Here is a 21,916-nt window from a genome sequence, read left to right on the forward strand (position 1 = left end):
TAGAATTCTACTCGTTTGGTGTCAAGTAAATTCGCAATAATACAAAAACAGAACACTTACAAAAATTAATATTAATATATTTTGTTGAATAAATAAAAATCAGCCAATACTATCGCTGACATTGCCTCAACAATAGGCACAGCGCGAGGCACAACACAAGGATCATGACGTCCTTTTCCAGACATTTCTGTAATATTACCTTGATTGTCTAAGGATTCTTGTTTTTGCATAATAGTAGCTACAGGCTTGAAAGCCACACGGAAATAAATGTCCATTCCGTTGCTGATTCCTCCTTGAATTCCGCCTGAACGATTAGTCTTAGTCGTTCCATCAGCATTGTATAAATCGTTATGCTCACTTCCTTTCATGCGTGATCCTTCAAAACCACTTCCAAATTCAAATCCTTTTACCGCATTGATCGACAGCATGGCTTTGCCGAGTTCCGCATGCAATTTGTCAAAAACGGGTTCTCCTAAACCAATCGGCACATTTTGAATCACGCAAGTTACTGTACCTCCCACAGTATCTCCTTGTTTGCGAATATCCCGAATATATTCCTCCATGATTACGGCTGTTGCTTCATCTGGACAACGAACGGGATTATTCTCAGTTTTCGAAAAATCTAATTCTTGATATGGTTTTTCTAAATAAATAGGTCCAACAGAAGAAACGTAAGCATTAATTTTTATGTTAGGCAACATTTGTTTTGCAACAGCTCCCGCCACCACTCTGCTGGCAGTTTCCCGAGCTGAACTGCGGCCTCCGCCACGGTAATCGCGAACTCCGTATTTTTTTTCATACACATAATCAGCGTGACTGGGTCTGTAATTATCTTTAATATGTGAATAATCGTCTGATTTCTGATTGGTATTCGGAATAATAAAACCTATTGGAGTGCCTGTGCTTTTACCTTCAAAAATTCCCGAAAGAAATTGAACTTCATCCGGTTCTTTACGTTGGGTAACTATTGCAGATTGCCCTGGTTTTCGGCGTGACATTTCAAATTGAATTGCTTCTAAATCTATTGTTATTCCTGGAGGACAGCCATCTATTATTCCACCTAAAGCATCACCGTGAGATTCTCCAAAAGTCGTTATTCTAAATAGTGTTCCAAAGCTATTTCCTGCCATACTGATAAGTTTTGAACAAATGTAATATTTTAGTTCAAAGTTCAAAAGTTTAACCCTTAAACTTTTGAATATCTAAACCCTTTTGTTGGCTTTAAATTAATATTAAAAACTTTTTAGTAACCTTTTGTTGCACAATAATTAAAAGAAATTCCATTGATTTGGCAAACTTCAAATTGAATTACTTTGAAAAAGAGAAAAGTCGAGTTGGTCGTAATTTCAGACGTGCATCTAGGAACTTTTGGAAGTCATGCCAAGGAACTTTATAATTATTTGTGTGCTATTAAACCCAAAGTTTTAGTCTTAAACGGAGACATTATTGATGTATGGCAATTTAGAAAATCCTATTTTCCCAAAGCGCATTTAAAAGTAATTCAGAAAATAATTAGTTTTGCATCAAAAGGGACGAAAGTTTACTACATCACAGGAAACCATGATGAAATGCTCCGAAAGTTTAGCGATATGAGCATGGGTAATTTTGCTTTAGTTGATAAATTAGTTTTGGATCTCGATGACAAAAAAGCATGGATTTTTCATGGGGATGTCTTTGATGCTTCGGTCCAGCACTCAAAATGGATTGCAAAATTGGGTGGTTTAGGGTATGACTATCTGATTCTTTTAAACCGATTTGTTAATTGGTGTTTGTTAAAAATAGGAAAAGAGCCCTACTCATTTTCAAAAAAAATAAAAGCAGGCGTAAAAAAAGCGGTAAAGCATATTTCAGATTTTGAAAAAACAGCAACAGAATTAGCCATTGAAAACAACTATGATTATGTCATTTGTGGTCATATTCACGAGCCAAAAATAATCAAAAAAGAGAATAAAAACGGAGCAACTTTATATTTGAACTCAGGGGACTGGGTTGAAAATTTAACTGCGTTGGAGTATAATAATAAACGTTGGAAATTATTTCAATACTCTGAAACAAATTATTTAGATGAAGAAAATCTTTTTGAAATGGAAGATTTAATCAGCAGTCAATTTGTTACTTCTGCAATTTTTTCAAAAAAATCATTTTAGATTAGCCTGACTGTTGCATTTATTTAAAAAAATATTTCAAGTGTTTATTAAGGTATACGATCCTTCAAAATACGCTTCGCACCCGAAATGTCTTCTGTCAATAACCGCTTTTAAAACCATAATTTCTCAGTCCTCAGGACCATTGGTCTGCAAAAAAATCGCAAACTTATATTATTACAAATAAAAATAAATAGCAAACATGGAGTAAGATGATTATAAAAGTGTGAATTTTGAAACATTTACAATTAATTTTACAAAAATAGTCCCAGAGTTATTTTTACATTTGCAGGTATAAAAATTTACTTATGAAAAAAATTATTTTATCAGCGATAATGCTAATTGGATTAGCATTTACAGCACAAGCACAAGATATTTCAAAAAATGCATTAGGTTTGCGTTTTGGTGATAGCAATGGTTTTGGTGCTGAAATTTCTTATCAAAGAGCATTAGGTAGCAACAACAGACTTGAACTTGATTTGGGTTGGAGAAATAGAACTAATGACAATTTCTATGATGACGATGCTATAAAACTAACTGGTTTATACCAATGGGTTTGGAATATTGATGGTGGTTTCAACTGGTACGCAGGTATTGGTGGTGGTGTAGGAAGTTACAACAGAGATTATAGAGATGGTAGAGATTACAACAACGGTGTTTTCGCATTTGCTGCTGGTGATATTGGTATCGAATATAATTTTGACTTTCCATTATTAATTTCTTTAGACTTTAGACCAGAATTTGGTGGAAATGGCTATTACGACAATAATTATGGTTCTGATGTAGCTTTGGGTCTTAAATACCAATTCTAATATTGTAAAAGAATTATAAAAAATGCCACTAGAAATAGTGGCATTTTTTTATTGAATTAAAATTTCTTTCTTAGAATTTATTTTCACTACACAAAAAGGAGTTGTTATCAGTTGCACCGCCATACTTCCGGGCTCAGGCTTGGTTTCTTTTATGGTAATAATTATATTTCTATCGGTTTCAACTATATTTTCCACTCCAATAGCATATCCCCCAGAGGACTTCTCTCCCATATTCAACACAATAAAGTTAGCATTCTGAACATCATTAGCGCTAATCTTATTTTTTAGATTTTCATCATTCTGCAGCATTTTTATTTCATCTGGTTCCGAAAGAATTTCAAAAAAACGAATACTTGCACCACCAGTCGTTTGCTGCGTCATTACTTCGTATAATACATTGCCATCTGAACTTTTAACAGAAGTGGCACTGCACGAAGCTAGCGTAATTGCTAGTATTGAAAGCATTCCTTTTTTCATTTTATATGCATTTGAATTATACTCTTGCAATATTTATTCTCTTTTAAAGATTTACAAATATTTGTTGAGGGCTTTTTTGTACAACGCTTCATATAGCGGCAATATGTTTTTTATATCAAATTGTTTTGCAACTTTTAATGCATTTTCTTTAAATTGATTGAGTACTGTTTCGTCCTTTAAGATTTTTAATGCATTCTGAGCCATTTCTTCCGTATTTCCCACATCACTTAAATAGCCGGAAATACCATCAAAATTTACTTCAGGTAACCCACCAGAATTACTAGAAATAACTGGAACTTTACAAGCCATAGCTTCCAAAGCCACAAGTCCAAAACTTTCAGTTTCTGAGGGAAGCAAAAACAAATCCGTTAAACACAGAATTTTATCAATTTCGTTACTGTTACCAAAGAAAATTACCTTGTCTAAAATACCTAGTTCCTGACATAAATATTCTGCTTTTTCTTTTTCAGGACCGTCGCCAACCATCATTAATTTAGCAGGAATTTCTTTTTGAATGTTATAGAAAATTTTAATAACATCCGGAATTCGCTTTACTTTTCTAAAATTACTGATGTGTGTAATAATGCGTTCATTTTCCTTCGCCATAACTGAACGTTGACAAGGTGCACTTGGATCATTTATATTTTTATCCAATTCAATAAAATTTGGAATCACCTCAATTTCATTTTTTATGTTGAATAATTTTAAGGTGTCGTCTTTCAAACTTTGGGAAACCGAAGTAACAAAATCTGATTTATTGATACTAAAAGTTACCGCTGGTTTGTAGAAAGGGTGATTTCCTACCAATGTAATATCGGTTCCGTGAAGCGTTGTGACCATTGGAATATTAATTCCTTCATCTTTCAACATTTGTTTTGCCATATAACCCGCATATGCATGTGGAATAGCATAATGCACGTGAAGTATTTCTATTTTATATAATTTTACCATATCGACTAATTTGCTCGATAACGCCAGTTCATACGGTTGATAATGGAATAATGGATATTCAGGAACATTCACTTCATGGTAATGCACATTGGGGTTCAAAAGCGCCAAACGCACAGGCTGACTGTAAGTTATAAAATGTATTTCATGACCTCGACGAGCCAATTCCAGTCCAAGTTCTGTAGCGACAACACCACTACCTCCAAAGGTAGGATAACAAACGATTGCAATTTTCATGTGTGTAATTTAATAAGACGAAATTAAGAAAAATAGGAATGGGTTTTATGGAATTTTAAGTTAAATACGAGAGGATTTTAAAATTTCATTCGTTGGATTCGTATCGCATTCAATATAGCTAACAAGGCTACGCCCACATCTGCAAAAACTGCCTCCCACATTGTGGCTAATCCACCAGCTCCTAAAATCAAAACTAGTAGTTTTACTGAAAAAGCCAATCCGATATTTTGCCAAACGATTTGTTTAGTTTTCCTCCCAATATTGATAGCAGTGAAAATTTTAGTGGGTTGGTCATTTTGAATTACAATATCAGCAGTTTCAATAGTAGCATCACTTCCTAGACCACCCATTGCAATTCCGGCATCGGCCAAAGCGATTACTGGAGCATCATTGACGCCATCTCCAACAAATGCAACTTTTGATTTTTGATTTAAAAATGCGGTTACTTTCTCGACTTTATCTTCCGGTAATAAGTTTCCGTATGCTTCATCTATGTTTAATTCTTTGGCTACAGCCAAAACTAACGCTTGGTTGTCACCAGAAAGCATGATTGTCTTGATATTTATTTTGTGCAAACTTTCTATTGCCGTTTTTGCATCTTCTTTTATTTCATCCGCTATCAAGAAATAACCTGAATATTTTTTATTAATGGCAACAACAATGATGGTGTACGGAATCGCATCAAGCTCTGAATCATAATCAATATTGAATTTTTTCATCAGTTTAGGACTTCCCACCAAAATTTCGTTTCCATCTACAAAACCTTTGATTCCATGCCCAGCGATTTCAGTGACTTCGGTAACGACCGTATTGTTATTAACATAGTTAGCGAATTCTATTATTGCTGAACCTACAGGATGTGTCGATTTAGCTTCTATAGCTGCAGTATATCTCACTAAATCTTTCTCAGAAATCCCTATTGCTACTACTTTTTGCACGCTAAAAACGCCTTTGGTCAACGTTCCTGTTTTGTCCAAAACTACGAGCTGAATTGCCGCCATAATATCGAGAAATGTGGATCCTTTAAATAAGATTCCGTTTTTACTTGCTGCTCCAATGCCACCAAAATAGCCCAAGGGTATCGAAATAACTAAAGCACAAGGACATGAAATCACCAAGAATATCAAGGCGCGATACAGCCAATCTTTAAAAACATAATCATCAACAAATAACATTGGAATTAAACAAATTCCGATTGCCAGATAAACAACTATTGGTGTATAAATTTTGGCAAACTTCCTGATAAATAATTCTGTCGGTGCTTTCTTGGCAGTAGCTTCCTGAACCATTTCAAGGATTTTAGATAATTTACTGTCGGTAAATGCGGTAGTTACTTCTATTTGCGAAACAGCATTCAGATTAATCATTCCGGCAAGAATACTATCCCCTTTTGATTTAGAATCCGGTTTACTTTCTCCTGTTAATGCAGCAGTGTTGAAAGTCGCATGATCCGAAAGTAATTTTCCATCCAATGCTAATTTCTCTCCAGATTTTAATTCTATTATTTCTCCAATAGTTACTTCCGAGGCTCTTTTAGAAACAACAGTCGTTCCATAAATTACATTTGCTGTATCAGGTCTTTGGTCCAATAATGATTTTATGTTGGATTTGGCTTTTTGAACAGCCATCATTTGAAACAGTTCTCCAATTGCGTAAAAAAGCATTACAGTAACTCCCTCCGCATATTGACCGATGCCAAACGCACCAATTGTAGCAACACTCATTAAAAAAAATTCAGAAAAAACGGCTCCTTTTCTAATACTTTGAAAAGCATCTTTCAAAACAGAAAAACCTACGGGAAGATAGGCTACAACATACCATAAAATTCGTATCCAACCGTTGAACCACGATTGAGGAAAGTAATTATCAAATAACAGCGCAACAACTAAAAATACAAAACTGATTATTGAAGGTAAAAATAATCTGAATACATTTTCTTTTTCTTTTAAATCATCATGATCATGATTGTGCCCGTCATGACTTTCAGCATCAATATCTGTGGTACAACACTCTGTTTGATTGTGAATTGATTCTTTTTTATTTTCTTCCAATGAGCAACAAGCAGTTTTAAGACTAACGTTATTCTTATGTTTGTATGCCATGTTTAAAGTAGATTAAGAATTCTAAAAGTACAAAATTAACTTTCAGCAAGAGAGAAGTCAAACCGTATTTCTTAACCAAAAATGATCAAAACTATTGTCCCTTTTAATCTGTAATTGCTTCGTAAATTATAGCTTGAATGTCTTCCCGAATATTTGCTTTAGACAATCTATTTTCTACCGCAACTGGAAAAGTTCTATTTGACAAAAACACATACACAATTTGTGTTTCAGGATCAGCCCAAGCCATCGTTCCTGTGTAGCCAGTATGACCAAAACTAGTCATCGAAGCACAACCACATGTAGGTCCTGATGCTCCCAATTGCGGTTTATCAAAGCCAACACCTCTCCTATTTCCCACTGTGCAGAAATAACATGTATTGAAGTCTTCAAAAGTTTTCTCGGAAAAATATTGTTGATTACCATAATTTCCTTTTTGCAAATAAAGTTCCATTATTTTAGCCACATCCATTGCATTCGAAAAAACTCCGGCGTGACCCGAAACTCCGCCTTCTAACGCAGCTGACAAATCATTAACATAGCCCTGCAATAGTTGACGACGGAAATAAGTATCAGTTTCCGTTGGAGGAATTCTGTTTTTGTCAAATTTAGTCAACGGATTAAAACTGGAATTATTCATACCAAGAGAACGATAAAAATTCTCTTGAATTAAAACATCTAATGTTTTTCCCGTTGTTTTTTCTAGATAATCCTTCAAGATCATGAAGGTAAGATCACTGTATTTGTACTCTTTTTTAGTTGCAATTCTACTTTCAACAATCATTTTCATAATTGTATCGCTAAAATCATTTCTGATAAAAAGACTGTCCCCTAATTTTTTAGAAAAATCCTGTTCTGCTACCTTTCTAAAATAAACTTCCGAAGGTAATCTAGATTTATCCATTGCCGATTTATAAAATGGAATCCCGGCAGCAAGCCCCGCATAATGCGACAATAAATCCTTGAAATTAATATTTGCCTTATTTGAATCTTTGAAAATTGGAGACATTACTCCTAATGTAGTTTCCAGATTTATTTTTTGTTGATCGTATTGCAACATAACATTTGGTAAAGTCGCCAAAATTTTTGTCAACGATGCCACATCATAAATATCTGAATCCTGCACTTTAATGGTTTGATCATAGGTATGATGCCCGAATGATTTTTGATAAATAACTTTTCCTTTTCGGGCAACCAAAACCTGAATTCCAGGCGTCATTTTAGCGTTAATTGCTTTATTGGCAATACCATCAATTTTTGACAAAATAGCTGAATTCATGCCAACATTCTCAGGAGTTGTGAATCCTAAACGATTCAGTTTTTCCGTAGATAAACCGTCATTTACCTTAAAACTGTTATTAATAGAAACCGGTAATTTCCCTTTGGATGCAATAGACCCGAAAATTAGTTCAGCAGAAACAATCTGAGCAATAGAATTATTCTGATATGAAATAACCAATCCTTCGATATCATCAAAATCTGTAATGGGTAATAAAGAATATGGTTTTGCAAAAACATTCAGAATTACATTATTATTTTTAGCTAAAAAATTGATTTTGAATACTTCATTCGATTTTAAATCATCGTTTCTAAAAGCTACATCTGATTTGTGGTAACCAATAATCACTATTGTAAAAGCTTGCAATTTCACTTGAAGACTATCGAGATTCGAATCTGAAATCACAGTAACTTCAGCATATTTTTTTAAAGTCGAAACAAATGCATCATTACTGTCATCGCCAATTTTTACATAAGCAATTTTTTGTTTGTCCAAATTTTTAATTGGTAAAACAGTACCCGTATTTTTCAGAACAGTAATCGCATTTTCATACAATTCATATTGCAATGCATTATTTTCGACACCATTTAAATCGTTGTATAAATTTTCAGTGGCAATTGGTTTGTAGTTGTTCAAACCGGCTTTGTACTTGAATTTTAGAATTTTCTTTACCGAAAAAGCCAATCGTTCCTCAGTAAGTAAATTTAGAGAATATGCAAGTATAAATTTATCAATGGCAGCAGGAACATTTTCAGGAAATACGAGCACATCGTTTCCGGCCATAAAAGCTTCAAAGTTGATTTCACTTGGTAATTTGAAATCGCTTACACTTTTCATATTTAAGGCATCGGTAAAAATAAGGCCTTTGAAACCCAATTCTTTTTGAAGAATATCAGTCACTACATTATAAGAAATCGAAGAAGGAAAATTAGGCCTTGAATCTAAACTGGGAACGTTTAAATGCGCCACCATAACAGATGAAAGTCCTTCATGAAACATTTTTTTGTATGGATAAAACTCTACATCTGATAATCTTTCTTTTGAGGAATTTATAGTTGGTAGTCTTTTATGAGAATCTGTTTCCGTATCTCCATGACCCGGAAAATGTTTACCAGTTGAAAACACACCTTGACTCTGAACACCTTTCATTATAGCTATGGCGCGCTCGGTAACTTTAAATTTATCTTCGCCAAAAGAACGAAAACCAATAATAGGATTTTTAGGATTTGAATTGATATCTAGCACAGGTGCAAAGTTAAATTGCAATCCCATACGTTTGCTTTGTTGTCCGATTTGAATACCAACTTTCTCCAAAAGTTTCATATCTCGGATGGCTCCAAGTGTCATATTCCAAGGATAACTATAGGTAGAATCCAGTCGCATGCCCAAGCCCCATTCTGCATCATTACCTATAAATAGTGGAGTTTTTGATTTCGATTGATATCGATTAGTCAATTTTGCTTGACGTTGCGGGCCGCCTTGAAAGAAAATTAATCCGCCAATTTTATGATCTAATATGAGTTTGTCAATAGCTTTAATATGCGCTGAATCTTTATTGGAATAAGCAGCAACCATAAATAATTGCCCAAATTTTTCTTCTAAAGTCATTGCATTATAAACACTATCCACCCATTTGTTGCCTTGAGGAGACAATTCAAAAAGATGCGGAGTATTGGTAGAATTTACACTGTCCAAATTCTCTATTTTGGACGGAATATTGGTTACAATTGCTTTCTGCTTATTCACTTTTGTACCAACACAACCCGCAGCAACAAAAATAAATAAGACACAAAAAAAAACAATTTTGACACCTATTTTTTTCATTGATCTATTTTGTTTAAAAAAAGCGACTGTGCCAGCTGTCAATAGCTGGAACTTCCCACGATTCATTGTACTCTTCTATATTATTGACTAAATTATTGAAAACTATAGTATTTTCAGTAACGGCTTTATCTTTTACCATTTTCTTGAAATCAATCAATGGTTTGTGCGCAATATGTTCCCCAAGTTTAAAGGTAACATTCATTTTGTCCAATAAATCAACGGTGTATTTTTGTTCTAAACTTTGAATAAATTCTACTGAAGAATCAATCGAACAACCAGTAGCGGCTTGAACATCTTGATTTACGGCAATAATTATAAATCGGTTGTATTTTAATTGATAGGAGGATTCTAAACTAGTACCATGTGCAGCCCAACTTTCAAGAAAGTTTTGCAAAGCAATTTCTATTTCAGAAAATTCCGCATCCGAAAATTTTCTGTTGGATTGATAAATCCAGATTTTAGACTCTTCGGGTAAATTTTCAAAAGGAATAACCATTTTAATTGTAAATTACGTGTTATGAATTTTGAGAATGATATTCAAAATTCTTAAATTATATTGAATTATAGATCTTGCGCATTGGCGATTAATTCCGCAATATCCATGACTTTTACTTCGCCTTCTTTTTCTTTATTTTTAATACCATCAGTCATCATCGTATTACAAAAAGGACAACCTGCAGCGATAATTTCTGGTTTTGTTTCTAATGCGTCTTCGGTTCTTTCGATATTGACTTCCTTATTTCCAGGTTCAGCATCTTTAAACATTTGCGCACCACCAGCACCACAGCATAAACCGTTTGCTTTAGAACGTTTCATTTCGACTAATTCAGCATCTAATTTAAGAATCAATTCTCTAGGTGCTTCATATACATTATTAGCCCTGCCTAAATAGCAAGGATCGTGAAAAGTAATTCGCTTTCCTTTGAATTGTCCTCCTTCGATCGTCAGTCTACCATCATCTAATAATGATTTCAAAAATTCTGTATGGTGAACTACTTCATATTTTCCGCCTAATTCCGGATATTCATTTTTTAGTGTATTGAAACAATGTGGACAAGCCGTAACTATTTTTTTAGCTTCGTATGCGTTTAAAACCTCGATATTCATCATGGCTTGCATTTGGAACAAAAACTCATTTCCAGCTCTTTTTGCAGGGTCACCTGTACAACTTTCTTCGGTACCCAAAACGGCAAAAGGAACATTGGCACGATTCAAAATACGAACAAATGCTTTTGTAATTCTCTTTGCTCTATCGTCAAAACTTCCTGCACAACCTACCCAAAATAAAACTTCTGGTTGTTTCCCTTGAGCTAACATTTCGGCCATTGTTGGCACTATTAAATTCTCTGACATACTATTTGTGATTCGGTTATTCGTTGATTTGATTATTCGAGTAAACGTAAATGATTAGCTCATTAAATAACCTTTAGCTAATAAACAATTATTCATTTTTCCAATTCAATCGGTCTTGTTGATTGTATTGCCATGGCGCTCCATTATTTTCTATATTGGTCATCATAGCATTCAAAGGCATTGGAGCTGCACTTTGTTCCATAACTAAATAGCGTCGCATATCCATAATTATAGAAAGCGGGCTAATGTTTACGGGACATTCTTCCACACAAGCATTACAAGAAGTACAAGCCCAAAGCTCTTCCTTAGTAATATAGTCGTTCAATAATGTTTTGTTATCCGGAATAAAAACACCTTTATTGGCATCTATATTTCTACCCACTTCTTCCATCCTGTCTCTGGTATCCATCATGATTTTTCGCGGAGACAATTTTTTACCAGTTATATTTGCTGGACAAACTGATGTACAACGACCACATTCTGTGCAAGTATAGGCGTTCAACAATTGTACCCAATTTAAATCCTGAATATCACTTGCGCCAAACTTGCTTGGAACCGCATTTTCATCTACGGGTGCGGCCGCAAAAGGATCAGCATTAGGATCCATCATTAACTTTACTTCTTTGGTAACAGACTCTAAATTATCAAACTGTCCTTGTGGATTCAGATTTGCAAAATAGGTATTTGGAAAAGCTAATAGTATATGCAAGTGTTTAGAAAAATAAAGGTAATTCATGAAAATTAAAATTCCCACAATATGTAACCACCAAAATATTTCTGAAAGCAACATGACCAATTCATTTGACATTCCATTGAAAATAGGCTCAATAAATTGACTCACAGGAAAAAAACCTGCTTTTATAAAATGAGAAAAACCTCCAGGTACATTTTGCAAATGTAAATCAGAAGCATTCATAAGCAAAAACAAAGTCATCAAAACCACCTCAAAATACAAGATGTAATTTCCGTCGCTTTTAGGCCAGCCTTTTAAATCGGAACTTACAAATCTTTTCAGTTTAATCACATTTCTTCTAATCCAAAAAACAGATACGGCAACTAAAACTAGAAATGCAAGAATTTCAAAAGAAGCGATTAGCACATCATATGTTACCCCTAAAAAGGCAAAAATACGATGGGTACCAAAAAGTCCGTCGATTATAATTTCTAGTAGTTCAATGTTTATAATTACAAAACCAACATACACGATAACATGGAATATCCCAGCAACAGGCCGTCTTACCATTTTTGATTGACCAAGAGCAATTTTAGCCATATTGGCCCAACGTGCTTTGGGAGTATCAAAACGATTCACATCTGTTCCAAGATTAATATTCCGTTTGATTTTTTTGACGCTGGTAAAAAAAAATCCAAAGCCTACAATTAGCGTAATGGCGAATAAAATGTTATCTAAGTAGCTCATATTTGCTATTTTATATCATTAGAAACAGAATCAATTACAGGTCCTGTGTACGGTTTGTTTTTCTTTCCAAATATAGAAATGTTCACATATCGTGTTGGATAAAGTCTAATATCTTGAAGTAATAATTCTAATTCTTTGGTAGAATTTTTTATATTTTGGTAGAAAGCTTCGTCGTTTAATAATTTGCCCATAGACCCTTTACCAGATTCTAAACCACTCATAATACCATCAACTCTGGATAAAGTGGCATTCAAATTTCTGGCTGTTTTACCTAAATCTGCTTTATTCAATGAATCTGAAATTTTAGAAAAATTTCTCGATATAGTACTAAAATTACTTACAACACCATTGATTTGCGTTTTGTTAGTTTCTAATAAATTATTGACATTCAAGGAAAGTTTATGGAACTGCTCAATAGTTTTACCCAATTCATCCACAGTAAGTTTTAAATCCTTTTGTCCTTCTGGATCTAAAACATTATTTAAACCTGAAATTAATTTTTCAGTACTTCCTAATAATTTCTCTAGTTTCTCTTGAAGAGGAGCTAACTGATCACCTACTTTATCTGTAAGACCCATTTTTATGCCACCTTGTAATTTCTGGCCATCAACTGCTAAGTCCTTGTCTTCAAAATTAGGTATAATTGCAATTTGCTTCCCACCAATAAACCCTGGCTCGTAGATTGACGCAATACTCGATTTAGAAATAGGAAAATCAGTATTCAGTTGCATTTCGACTAGTAAGAGTCCCGTATTTTCGTTTATTGAAATGCTGCTGACTTTACCAACTACCATTCCATTTAAAGTCACTGGCGCTGATGTGCCAAGCCCTTCAACGCTTTTATATTCTACATAAAAAGTTTTGTAATCTGTGAAAAGGTTTCTGCCTTTTAAAAAACTATAGCCCCAAATAAATAATAAAATGGCTGCAATTACTAAAATTGCAGTTTTGATTTCTCGTGTTATTTTCAAAATTTAAGTATTTTTTACAAATTTAATATAAAATATTTTAAGTTGTTGTTAATATTTAATTGCTTCTTAAATACTAACTTTCTTTTAGTCCCTCAATACAATTCCGTTTACGACTGTATTTTCTAGTGGTTTATTAATTTTTCGATTTTACATTTTTAAAATACACTTGATTTACAGATATTTATATTAAAAAAAATATTTTTTCATTATTCAATCATTCCATTTTGAACTTCCATAAAGAAAAAAAAATGAAATTTTAGATGTTACAGCGGGATCTTCTAATTTTAAAAGATCGTATTAGCAATCTATTTTTTTGATGATTTTTTCAAATACAGGACTTCACTTTCCTCCTTAGCAATCACTTATTGCTTTTACAAAGTCGCAATTTAATTAGTAGAATTTCTAAAAAAAAGAGAATTATATTTGAAAAAGTAGCATTCTGCTTAAAAACTCATGTACCTCATTATTTGACTTTTTCTGACGCGACAGATATTGATATCAAAGTACTTCGATAAAACCAACATTTAAGGTTCCTGAATATGAATCATGATGTACAAAATTTAAAATACCACCTATTATCTTAAATAATAGAAACGACAACATACGCGGCGCTCTACTTAGCCTTGTAAATACAATTCCGTACAAAATTATATAATTTCATAAAACGATTAAGCTTATTATTCTAGAGCTTCTTGAATGCTAATTTTCTCTCCATTTTTAAAGGCAATCAGAAAAGCAGTCCCATATCCTTTTGCTTTTGCTTCATTCAACTGTTTTCTTGCTTCATCATAGTCTGTTGTGTCTCCAAACATATATTTGTATACTTTATTTTCATAAACGACGGAGATATTGTTTAACCCTTTAAAATTTTTAGGCACGAGCGGAACTTTTTTGATACTAGCGGAAAGTTGCACTTTAAATGAAGTCTTAGAATTATCAACTGGTTTTTTTGAATTATCAGATTGCAAATTTATTTTTGCTTTTACGGGAGCGGCAGTATCCTTTACTTTATCTTCAATGATTTTCTGAGAAGGTTTTACTTCTAAAACTTCAGCTTCTCCACTTCCAAAATATTCTTTTTTATATCCAATAATAGCTCCTGCTATGGCTCTGGCAATTTCATTTTGACCTTCTTCTGAATTCAATCTATTTCCTTCAGCAGGATTAGAAATAAATCCCATTTCTATCAATACTCGCGGCATATAAGCTTTGTGAAGTACCATAAAGGGTGCTTGCTTTACTCCGCCTCCTCGTATTTTTTTTCCTAAATCAGCAAAAGCATCTTCTACTTTACTGGCCAGTCTTATACTATTATCTAAATATTCCTCTTGCATTAAAGTCATACCAATCATCGTTTCCGGAGAGTTTGGATCAAATCCTTCATATTTTCGTTGGTAATCTTTTTCAAGGGTTATTACAGAGTTTTCTTTTTTTGCAGCTTCAAGATTCGAGGCAATCTTGCTCAAACCCATGACATACGTTTCGGTTCCATCAGCTGCCGTATTCCTGTTGGCATTGCAATGGATGGACACAAAAATATTAGCATTAAACCTATTCGCAATATTGGCTCTCTCAATTAAGTCGATGAAAACATCTGTTTTTCTGGTGAAATTTACATTTATTTGTGGCGTTGCTTCTAAAAGTTTTCCCACTTTTAAAACAACCGCCAAAGCAATGTTTTTTTCGATCCGACCATCGTAAACTGCACCATAATCATGATCGCCATGACCAGCATCAAGCGTTACCTTGAAAGCATTAGTTTGACAAAAAGCGGATAGCGAAACTATCGTCATAAAAAAAGTAACTATAATTTTGATTTTATAGGTATTGTGCATAAAGCTATAAGTTAATTTTATTAGAAGACTAAAGGTATAAATTTATTTATTTGACTATTTTTGACAAAAATTTATATGTAAGTTTGACATCTCAAAAAACAGGCCATAATTTTACAAAAATAGCATTTAAACCTTTGTATACAAACTTATTTCATACCGTTTTATTATCAATCTTCCTATCTTTAGGTTCTGGTAAATTATATTCACAAGATATAACAAAAAAAAATACAGCTATACCTGTTAGTAAACAAGCAGATAGTACCACGCTAAACAATACAAAAAAAATTACAACTGTTGCGACTATTGCTAAAGAGACGGACTCCATTCAAAAAGATAGCATCAAGCCTAAAAAAGCATTTCTTGACGGAAAGGTGAAATACAAAGCAGAGCAATATGCTAAAATTGATCAAAAGAAAAAAACAATCACATTATATGATAAAGCAGAATTATATTACCAAGATATTGAGTTAAAGTCTGGTATTATAATACTTGATTATGAAAAAAATGAGGTTTATGCAGGCCGTATCAAAGATTCAACGGGAGCGTACACGCAGTTTCCCAATTTCAAACAAGGCACAAATGCAGTTGAACCTGATTCCATCCGATTTAATTTTAAAACAAAAAAAGCTTTAATTTGGAACTCACGCTCAGATCAAGGTGAGTTTAAAATTAAAGCAACTCTGACAAAAAAAGAAAATGATTCTGTTTATTTCTTAAAAGGAGCGCGATTTACTACTTCAAAAGATGTGGATAACCCCGAATATTATTTTCAAACAAACAAAGTAAAGTTTATACCCGGCAAAAAAGTAGTTACTGGATTGACTAATATGGTTATTGCGAATGTTCCAACCCCAATTGCATTACCCTTTGCTTTTTTTCCAATGAGCCAAGAAACAAGTATATCAGGATTAATTTTGCCTAGTTATAACGATTCTAATAACAGAGGGTTTTCTTTACAAAATTTGGGTTATTATTTTGCATTGAGCGACAATTATGATTTAACCGTTTTAGGAGATTACTACACCAATGGAAGTTACGGTTTGCGTTTTGAATCTAGCTACGCCAAACGATACAATTACAGAGGGAATTTAAATATTCGATTTGAAAACTTAATCACCAGCGAAAGAGGGTATCCTGATTACTTAAAACAAAATATTTACAACATACAGTGGTCACATTCGAAGGACACAAAAGCAAGTCCTAACTCTAGTTTTTCAGCTTCCGTGAATCTTGGAAGTAGTAAGTACTTCAAGCAATCGATCAATCAGGTCAATATTGGATCAAATCTTAACAATACCCTAAGTTCATCTGTTTCGTATTCAAAAACATTTACTTCAATTCCGCAAGTTAGAATGTCATTAACAGCAACACATTCACAAAACACACAAACAGAGGAAATCAATATGACATTACCCACACTACAATTAAGTGTGGATCGGATCTATCCTTTTGTTGGTAAAGACGGAGTAAAAAAAGGTTTTTTTAAGAATATCAATTTACAATACAATCTGAATGGTCGAAATAGCATCGTTACCACAGATTCATTATTCTTCAAACCGCAAATGTTTCGCGATGCCAAAATTGGTTTTCAACACAGCATTCCATTAAGTACCAATTTTAAACTCTTTAAATATTTCAGCGCTTCTACATCCGTTAATTATGAAGAAATTTGGTATACCAAAACAATCGAAAGAAATTTTGATCAAGACCAAAGCAAGGTAGTTGACAAAACTATCAATGGTTTTGATGCTTTTAGAACCTATTCCTTTTCATCTAGTGTAGGAACTACTATTTATGGTACATTTAATTTTGGTGAAAACAAAAAAATAAAATCGATACGGCATGTAATGCGGCCATCCGTTTCGTACGGCTACACTCCTAGTTTTGAGAAATATTATGACACTTATGCATCTGATGCTACTGGAACGATGACAAAACAATATTCCCGATTTGAAAATGGTATTTTTGGAGCACCTGGATTGAGTAATTCTAATTCATTAGGATTTGACTTAAGCAACACCTTTGAAGCTAAAGTAACGGATAGTGATAGTACTAAGGTTGAGCCAAAAAAAATCATGTTGTTGAACAATTTAAATTTGTCTACTAGTTACAATTTAGATGCAGATGGCATAAATTCACTTGCCTTTGCACCGATGAGATTAAGCGGAGGAACACAATTATTTAAAAACAAAATGAATGTCAACTTTGGCGCTACGCTAGATCCGTACGCGATTGACAACTCCGGAAACCGAATCAATGTCTTTAATATTAACAATGGCGGTAGTCTTTTTAGAATGACTAGTTCTAATATGACTCTGAATTACTCCATTTCCAGCAAAGGAAATGATAAAAAAGACAAAGACACAAATGAACAAAGTAGAAGAAACGGGGGGCGTGCAGATGATTTATTTGGTACCAATACAGATTTAGGAGACAACCGAAGCAGTCAATTTGACGAAGACGAGGAAGATGCTGGAGAAGATAAAATCTCTGAATTTTTTAATTCAAAGTTACCTTGGGACATGACCTTTGCTTATTCATTGACTTACGGAAATAATAATAGAGAGAATCAAATCATTGGTAACTCAATAATGATTTCTGCTAATGCTGATATTACGCCTAAGTGGAAAGCAGGAGTTTCAACGGGATATGATTTTGTTCAAAAAGGGGTCACCTTTACCCAACTCCGTTTTGAACGGGATTTATTAAGCTGGAGAATGGATTTTAACTGGTCGCCAATGGGAGAAAATGCAAATTGGGGATTCTTCATTGGAATAAAATCAGGTGTGCTCAGCGACATTAAATGGGACAAACGAAGCACCATCAACCGATAATAATTGGAACGTTTGTTTTATAACCTAAATCAATTACATCAATATAATCATGAAAAAGATAATTTTTACAGAAAATGCTCCTGCACCCATTGGCCCTTACAATCAAGCAGTTTTGAAAGGAAACACACTGTATGCGTCAGGTCAAATTGCGATAAATCCAGCAACTGGAACGCTAGTTCTTGATACAATTGAAGCCGAAACAGAGCAAGTCATGCAAAATATGAAAGCAGTTCTGGAAACGGCAGGTATGACTTTTGAAAATATAGTAAAGACCACAATTTTTATTATGGATATGAATGATTTTGGAAAAATAAACACGGTTTACGGTTCTTATTTTAACGAAAAAACTGCTCCAGCACGCGAAACAGTTCAAGTGGCTTGCTTGCCAAAAAATGTAAATGTCGAAATATCAATGATCGCTATTCTTTAACAACTAGCCAGATTACGGTTCTATAAATGCTGAAATCACTTTTTTGTCATAAAAAAAATCACTACTAATGAACTTATATAAAGTAAATTAGTAGTGATTTTTAATTTAAAAACGAAAAACTATTTATTTGCAATATGATACGCTATTAAACCATCAATTGGTCTTCGCAATACATTACCTAATTGCAGCTCATATTTATCAAAAGTTTCTTGTAATTCTTCTTTGAGATAAAAAGCAATAGAACCAACAAAATGAATTGGAATCTCTTTGCAGTTATCGTATTGTTTTATGTAATTTTTTACAAAAGATTTCATGCCCTTGAAAATAATTTTTCTGCAGAATTCCGTTTCCTTATGCTGAATTAGAAACTTAGCAAAAGTGGCTAAATAAGCATTTGGATTTGGCTCTTTATAAAGTTTATTTTTTATCGCATCTGGATCAAGGTCGTATTCTTTTTCAAATTCAATGGCCAGTTCTTGAGGCATTTTGTTAAAGTAATATTTTCTGATTAGTTCTTTTCCAAAAACATTTCCGCTACAATCATCCATGGCAATGTAGCCTAATGATTGTACTTTTTGATGAAGTTCTTTACCATCAAAATAACTACAGTTAGATCCTGTTCCTAAAATAGAAACAATTGCTTTTTCACCTTTTGGAGTCGTTGCATAAACGGCTGCATAGGTATCTTCTTTAACATCTATAATGGCGTTAGGAAAATAGTTTTGAAAAACCTGAGACAATGCAATTTTCATTTTATCAGTCCCACAACCCGCTCCATAAAAAAATAAATGGGTTGCATTTTTCTTGTTTTGCAAAATATCAAAACGATCATTTAAACGATCAATAATTTCATTTTCTTCAAGTACTTCAGGATTTAATCCTAAGGTTTGAGTTGTGAACAATATTTTACCGTTTGAATCTATTGCTATCCAATCGGCTTTGGTAGAACCACTATCAACTATTAATCTCATTTTTTTGGGGTTTTGGTTTTGAAGTTGTATTTCCTTATGTTATTTAAAATAAAGATATTAAAAAAAATTAAATGAAAAAGGGAATAAAAAACAAAATCCCGTTAAAATAAAATAACGGGATCTTGTGACTATAATTTATTATTTTAAACCTGCAATGTGCACAGATAAATCGATCAATTTGCTTGAATACCCATATTCATTATCGTACCAAGATACAATTTTGAAAAAAGTAGAATTCAAACCAATTCCTGCATTTGCATCAACGATAGAAGTACGTGAATCAGATACGAAATCTTGTGATACAACCGCATCTTCAGTGTATCCTAAAACACCTTTCATAGTAGTTTCAGAAGCTGTTTTTAAAACGGCCATTATTTCTTCATAAGTAGTTTCTTTGGCTAATTTCACAGTCAAATCTACTACAGAAACGTCAACTGTAGGAACACGCATAGACATACCTGTTAATTTTCCATTTAATTCTGGAATTACTTTTCCTACTGCTTTTGCAGCTCCTGTGCTAGATGGAATCATATTTACCAATGCAGATCTACCACCACGGAAATCTTTTCTTGATGGTCCGTCATTAGTCATTTGAGTTGAAGTAGTTGCATGAATAGTAGTCATCAAACCTTCAACAATTCCAAAATTATCATTGATTACTTTGGCCAATGGAGCCAAACAATTGGTAGTACAAGATGCATTAGACACTACTGTATCAGAAGCTAATGCTTTGTCATGATTAACACCCATTACAAACATAGGAGCATCAGCAGAAGGTGCCGAAATAATTACTTTCTTAGCACCACCTTTGATGTGCTCGTTTGCAGTTTCAATAGTTGTAAAAAAACCTGTACATTCAGCAACTACATCAACATCAACTTCATTCCATTTTAAATCTGCTGGATTTCTTTCAGCTGTAATACGAATGTTTTTTCCGTTTACAAAAAGTTTTCCTTCTTTTACTTCTACAGTTCCATTGAAGCGCCCGTGAACTGAATCGTATTTTAATAAGTAAGCTAAATGATCAACATCTAATAAGTCATTAATTGCTACTACTTCTACATTATCTCTGTTGTACGATTCTCTAAAAACAATTCTTCCAATTCTTCCAAAACCGTTTATTCCTAATTTTACTTTTGACATTTTACTTTAATTTTATTTATTTAAACATTAACAGTCTTCAACGTTTATTTTGCTCCTTATAAACGCAAAGCACTTTAAGTCGACATTATGTCTGAAACTCTTAATAATTCTTTATCAATTTCTGTTTTCCCCTTAATGGCTTGTTCCAATGGAGTTAATGAAATGGTATCGTTTTGCAATCCCACCATCAGTTTAGATTTACCTTCAAGTAAAGATTCAACTGCTTTTACTCCTAATCTGCTGGCAAGAACCCTATCAAAACAAGAAGGCGAACCACCGCGTTGCATGTGACCCAAAACCGAAACTCGAACATCATACTCTGGTAAATGTGTTTCTACGTAATCTTTTAATTCAAATACGTTTTTACCTATTTTATCACCTTCGGCTATGACAACTATACTAGATGATTTTCCAGCGGCCTTACTTTTTTGAAGCGATTCTAATAAACGTTCTAATCCCAAATCTTCTTCAGGAATCAGAATTTCTTCAGCTCCTGCACCAATTCCTGCATTCAAGGCGATGTGACCAGCATCTCTACCCATCACTTCTACAAAAAACAAACGATTGTGTGAACTTGCCGTATCTCTAATTTTATCGATAACATCTACAACAGTATTTAACGCAGTATCATACCCTAATGTGTGACTAGTTCCAAAAATATCATTGTCAATAGTTCCGGGAATTCCCATTACAGGAAAATCAAATTCATTATTAAATAACAAACCTCCGGTAAATGTACCGTCACCACCTATCACTACTAAAGCATCTATCCCAGCTTTCACTAAATTATCGTGTGCTTTTTTTCTTCCTTCAGGAGTTTTAAATTCTAAGGACCGAGCTGATTTCAGAATCGTTCCGCCTTTATTTACAATGTTATTTACACTTCTGGGACCCATATCCTTGAAGTCTCCTTCAATCATTCCTTGATATCCTCTGTATATTCCTATGCATTCAATAGCGTGATAAGCACATGTTCGAACAACGGATCTAATTGCTGCATTCATACCCGGCGAGTCACCTCCCGATGTAAGAACACCAACTTTTTTAATTGTTTTTGGCATTATTTAAGTATTAAAGTGTAAAGCTAACAAACATTATGCACTTACAGCACCTTGTTTTTTATAAGTTAGTGCAGTGTA

Annotated in this window: 17 protein-coding genes; 4 read left to right on the top strand and 13 right to left on the bottom strand. The window is 33.6% G+C overall.

Annotation, left to right across the window (positions count from 1 at the left end; genetic code table 11):
- Positions 1-71: 71 nt before the first annotated feature.
- Complete coding sequence (gene aroC / locus ACEN2F_RS01180; protein ID WP_441734976.1) at positions 72-1,130, bottom strand: chorismate synthase; 1,059 nt, start codon at positions 1,128-1,130, stop codon at positions 72-74.
- A 183-nt stretch (positions 1,131-1,313) separates the two neighbouring features.
- Between aroC and ACEN2F_RS01185 the strand changes: the two genes are divergently transcribed.
- Both ACEN2F_RS01185 and ACEN2F_RS01190 read left to right on the top strand, forming a co-directional pair.
- The gene (locus ACEN2F_RS01185) at positions 1,314-2,147 is read left to right on the top strand and encodes a UDP-2,3-diacylglucosamine diphosphatase (protein ID WP_441734979.1); all 834 of its coding nucleotides are present in this window, start codon (positions 1,314-1,316) and stop codon (positions 2,145-2,147) included.
- 305 nt (positions 2,148-2,452) lie between these two features.
- Positions 2,453-2,956, top strand: coding sequence for a hypothetical protein (locus tag ACEN2F_RS01190; RefSeq protein WP_441734982.1), 504 nt, complete (start codon positions 2,453-2,455; stop codon positions 2,954-2,956).
- 48 nt (positions 2,957-3,004) lie between these two features.
- On the opposite strand, the gene ACEN2F_RS01195 is transcribed toward ACEN2F_RS01190, so the two are convergent.
- From ACEN2F_RS01195 to ACEN2F_RS01235, 9 genes are all read right to left on the bottom strand, one after another.
- Entirely contained in the window at positions 3,005-3,433 is a 429-nt protein-coding gene (locus ACEN2F_RS01195) for a protease complex subunit PrcB family protein (protein ID WP_441734985.1), read from the bottom strand.
- A 51-nt stretch (positions 3,434-3,484) separates the two neighbouring features.
- A complete protein-coding gene (gene bshA, locus ACEN2F_RS01200; protein ID WP_441734988.1) occupies positions 3,485-4,618 on the bottom strand; it encodes an N-acetyl-alpha-D-glucosaminyl L-malate synthase BshA in 1,134 nt (377 codons plus the stop codon).
- A gap of 77 nt (positions 4,619-4,695) precedes the next feature.
- On the bottom strand, positions 4,696-6,720 hold the full coding sequence (locus tag ACEN2F_RS01205; RefSeq protein WP_441734991.1) for a heavy metal translocating P-type ATPase: 2,025 nt from the start codon (positions 6,718-6,720) through the stop codon (positions 4,696-4,698).
- A gap of 103 nt (positions 6,721-6,823) precedes the next feature.
- Positions 6,824-9,820, bottom strand: a complete 2,997-nt coding sequence (locus ACEN2F_RS01210) for a glycoside hydrolase family 3 N-terminal domain-containing protein (RefSeq protein WP_441734993.1) — start codon at positions 9,818-9,820, stop codon at positions 6,824-6,826.
- Between the two features lie 13 nt (positions 9,821-9,833).
- The gene (locus tag ACEN2F_RS01215; protein WP_441734996.1) at positions 9,834-10,316 is read right to left on the bottom strand and encodes an ABC transporter ATPase; all 483 of its coding nucleotides are present in this window, start codon (positions 10,314-10,316) and stop codon (positions 9,834-9,836) included.
- A gap of 65 nt (positions 10,317-10,381) precedes the next feature.
- On the bottom strand, positions 10,382-11,173 hold the full coding sequence (locus ACEN2F_RS01220) for a (Fe-S)-binding protein (RefSeq protein ID WP_441734999.1): 792 nt from the start codon (positions 11,171-11,173) through the stop codon (positions 10,382-10,384).
- An 88-nt stretch (positions 11,174-11,261) separates the two neighbouring features.
- Complete coding sequence (locus ACEN2F_RS01225; protein ID WP_441735001.1) at positions 11,262-12,593, bottom strand: 4Fe-4S dicluster domain-containing protein; 1,332 nt, start codon at positions 12,591-12,593, stop codon at positions 11,262-11,264.
- Positions 12,594-12,598: 5 nt separating this feature from the next.
- Positions 12,599-13,564, bottom strand: coding sequence for an MlaD family protein (locus tag ACEN2F_RS01230; protein ID WP_441735003.1), 966 nt, complete (start codon positions 13,562-13,564; stop codon positions 12,599-12,601).
- 677 nt (positions 13,565-14,241) lie between these two features.
- Complete coding sequence (locus ACEN2F_RS01235) at positions 14,242-15,399, bottom strand: N-acetylmuramoyl-L-alanine amidase family protein (RefSeq protein WP_441735006.1); 1,158 nt, start codon at positions 15,397-15,399, stop codon at positions 14,242-14,244.
- An 83-nt stretch (positions 15,400-15,482) separates the two neighbouring features.
- Between ACEN2F_RS01235 and ACEN2F_RS01240 the strand changes: the two genes are divergently transcribed.
- Both ACEN2F_RS01240 and ACEN2F_RS01245 read left to right on the top strand, forming a co-directional pair.
- A complete protein-coding gene (locus ACEN2F_RS01240) occupies positions 15,483-18,233 on the top strand; it encodes a putative LPS assembly protein LptD (RefSeq protein WP_441735009.1) in 2,751 nt (916 codons plus the stop codon).
- Positions 18,234-18,282: 49 nt separating this feature from the next.
- Positions 18,283-18,663, top strand: a complete 381-nt coding sequence (locus ACEN2F_RS01245) for a RidA family protein (RefSeq protein ID WP_441735012.1) — start codon at positions 18,283-18,285, stop codon at positions 18,661-18,663.
- Positions 18,664-18,782: 119 nt separating this feature from the next.
- Here ACEN2F_RS01245 and ACEN2F_RS01250 read toward each other — a convergent pair whose 3' ends face one another.
- From ACEN2F_RS01250 to pfkA, 3 genes are all read right to left on the bottom strand, one after another.
- Complete coding sequence (locus ACEN2F_RS01250) at positions 18,783-19,634, bottom strand: N-acetylglucosamine kinase (protein WP_441735015.1); 852 nt, start codon at positions 19,632-19,634, stop codon at positions 18,783-18,785.
- A 138-nt stretch (positions 19,635-19,772) separates the two neighbouring features.
- Positions 19,773-20,777, bottom strand: coding sequence for a type I glyceraldehyde-3-phosphate dehydrogenase (gap, locus tag ACEN2F_RS01255; RefSeq protein WP_441735018.1), 1,005 nt, complete (start codon positions 20,775-20,777; stop codon positions 19,773-19,775).
- Positions 20,778-20,851: 74 nt separating this feature from the next.
- A complete protein-coding gene (pfkA, locus tag ACEN2F_RS01260; protein WP_441735021.1) occupies positions 20,852-21,838 on the bottom strand; it encodes a 6-phosphofructokinase in 987 nt (328 codons plus the stop codon).
- Positions 21,839-21,916: the final 78 nt, after the last annotated feature.

The sequence above is a fragment of the Flavobacterium sp. W20_MBD1_R3 genome (assembly GCF_052119725.1).
In the GTDB taxonomy this organism is placed as follows: domain Bacteria; phylum Bacteroidota; class Bacteroidia; order Flavobacteriales; family Flavobacteriaceae; genus Flavobacterium.

Coding starts and splice junctions, on each gene's coding strand:
- aroC (WP_441734976.1), bottom strand. CDS start 1,130: ATGGCAGGAAATAGCTTTGGAACACTATTTAGAATAACGACTTTTGGA.
- ACEN2F_RS01190 (WP_441734982.1), top strand. CDS start 2,453: ATGAAAAAAATTATTTTATCAGCGATAATGCTAATTGGATTAGCATTT.
- ACEN2F_RS01195 (WP_441734985.1), bottom strand. CDS start 3,433: ATGAAAAAAGGAATGCTTTCAATACTAGCAATTACGCTAGCTTCGTGC.
- bshA (WP_441734988.1), bottom strand. CDS start 4,618: ATGAAAATTGCAATCGTTTGTTATCCTACCTTTGGAGGTAGTGGTGTT.
- ACEN2F_RS01205 (WP_441734991.1), bottom strand. CDS start 6,720: ATGGCATACAAACATAAGAATAACGTTAGTCTTAAAACTGCTTGTTGC.
- ACEN2F_RS01210 (WP_441734993.1), bottom strand. CDS start 9,820: ATGAAAAAAATAGGTGTCAAAATTGTTTTTTTTTGTGTCTTATTTATT.
- ACEN2F_RS01215 (WP_441734996.1), bottom strand. CDS start 10,316: ATGGTTATTCCTTTTGAAAATTTACCCGAAGAGTCTAAAATCTGGATT.
- ACEN2F_RS01220 (WP_441734999.1), bottom strand. CDS start 11,173: ATGTCAGAGAATTTAATAGTGCCAACAATGGCCGAAATGTTAGCTCAA.
- ACEN2F_RS01225 (WP_441735001.1), bottom strand. CDS start 12,593: ATGAGCTACTTAGATAACATTTTATTCGCCATTACGCTAATTGTAGGC.
- ACEN2F_RS01235 (WP_441735006.1), bottom strand. CDS start 15,399: ATGCACAATACCTATAAAATCAAAATTATAGTTACTTTTTTTATGACG.
- ACEN2F_RS01245 (WP_441735012.1), top strand. CDS start 18,283: ATGAAAAAGATAATTTTTACAGAAAATGCTCCTGCACCCATTGGCCCT.
- ACEN2F_RS01250 (WP_441735015.1), bottom strand. CDS start 19,634: ATGAGATTAATAGTTGATAGTGGTTCTACCAAAGCCGATTGGATAGCA.
- gap (WP_441735018.1), bottom strand. CDS start 20,777: ATGTCAAAAGTAAAATTAGGAATAAACGGTTTTGGAAGAATTGGAAGA.
- pfkA (WP_441735021.1), bottom strand. CDS start 21,838: ATGCCAAAAACAATTAAAAAAGTTGGTGTTCTTACATCGGGAGGTGAC.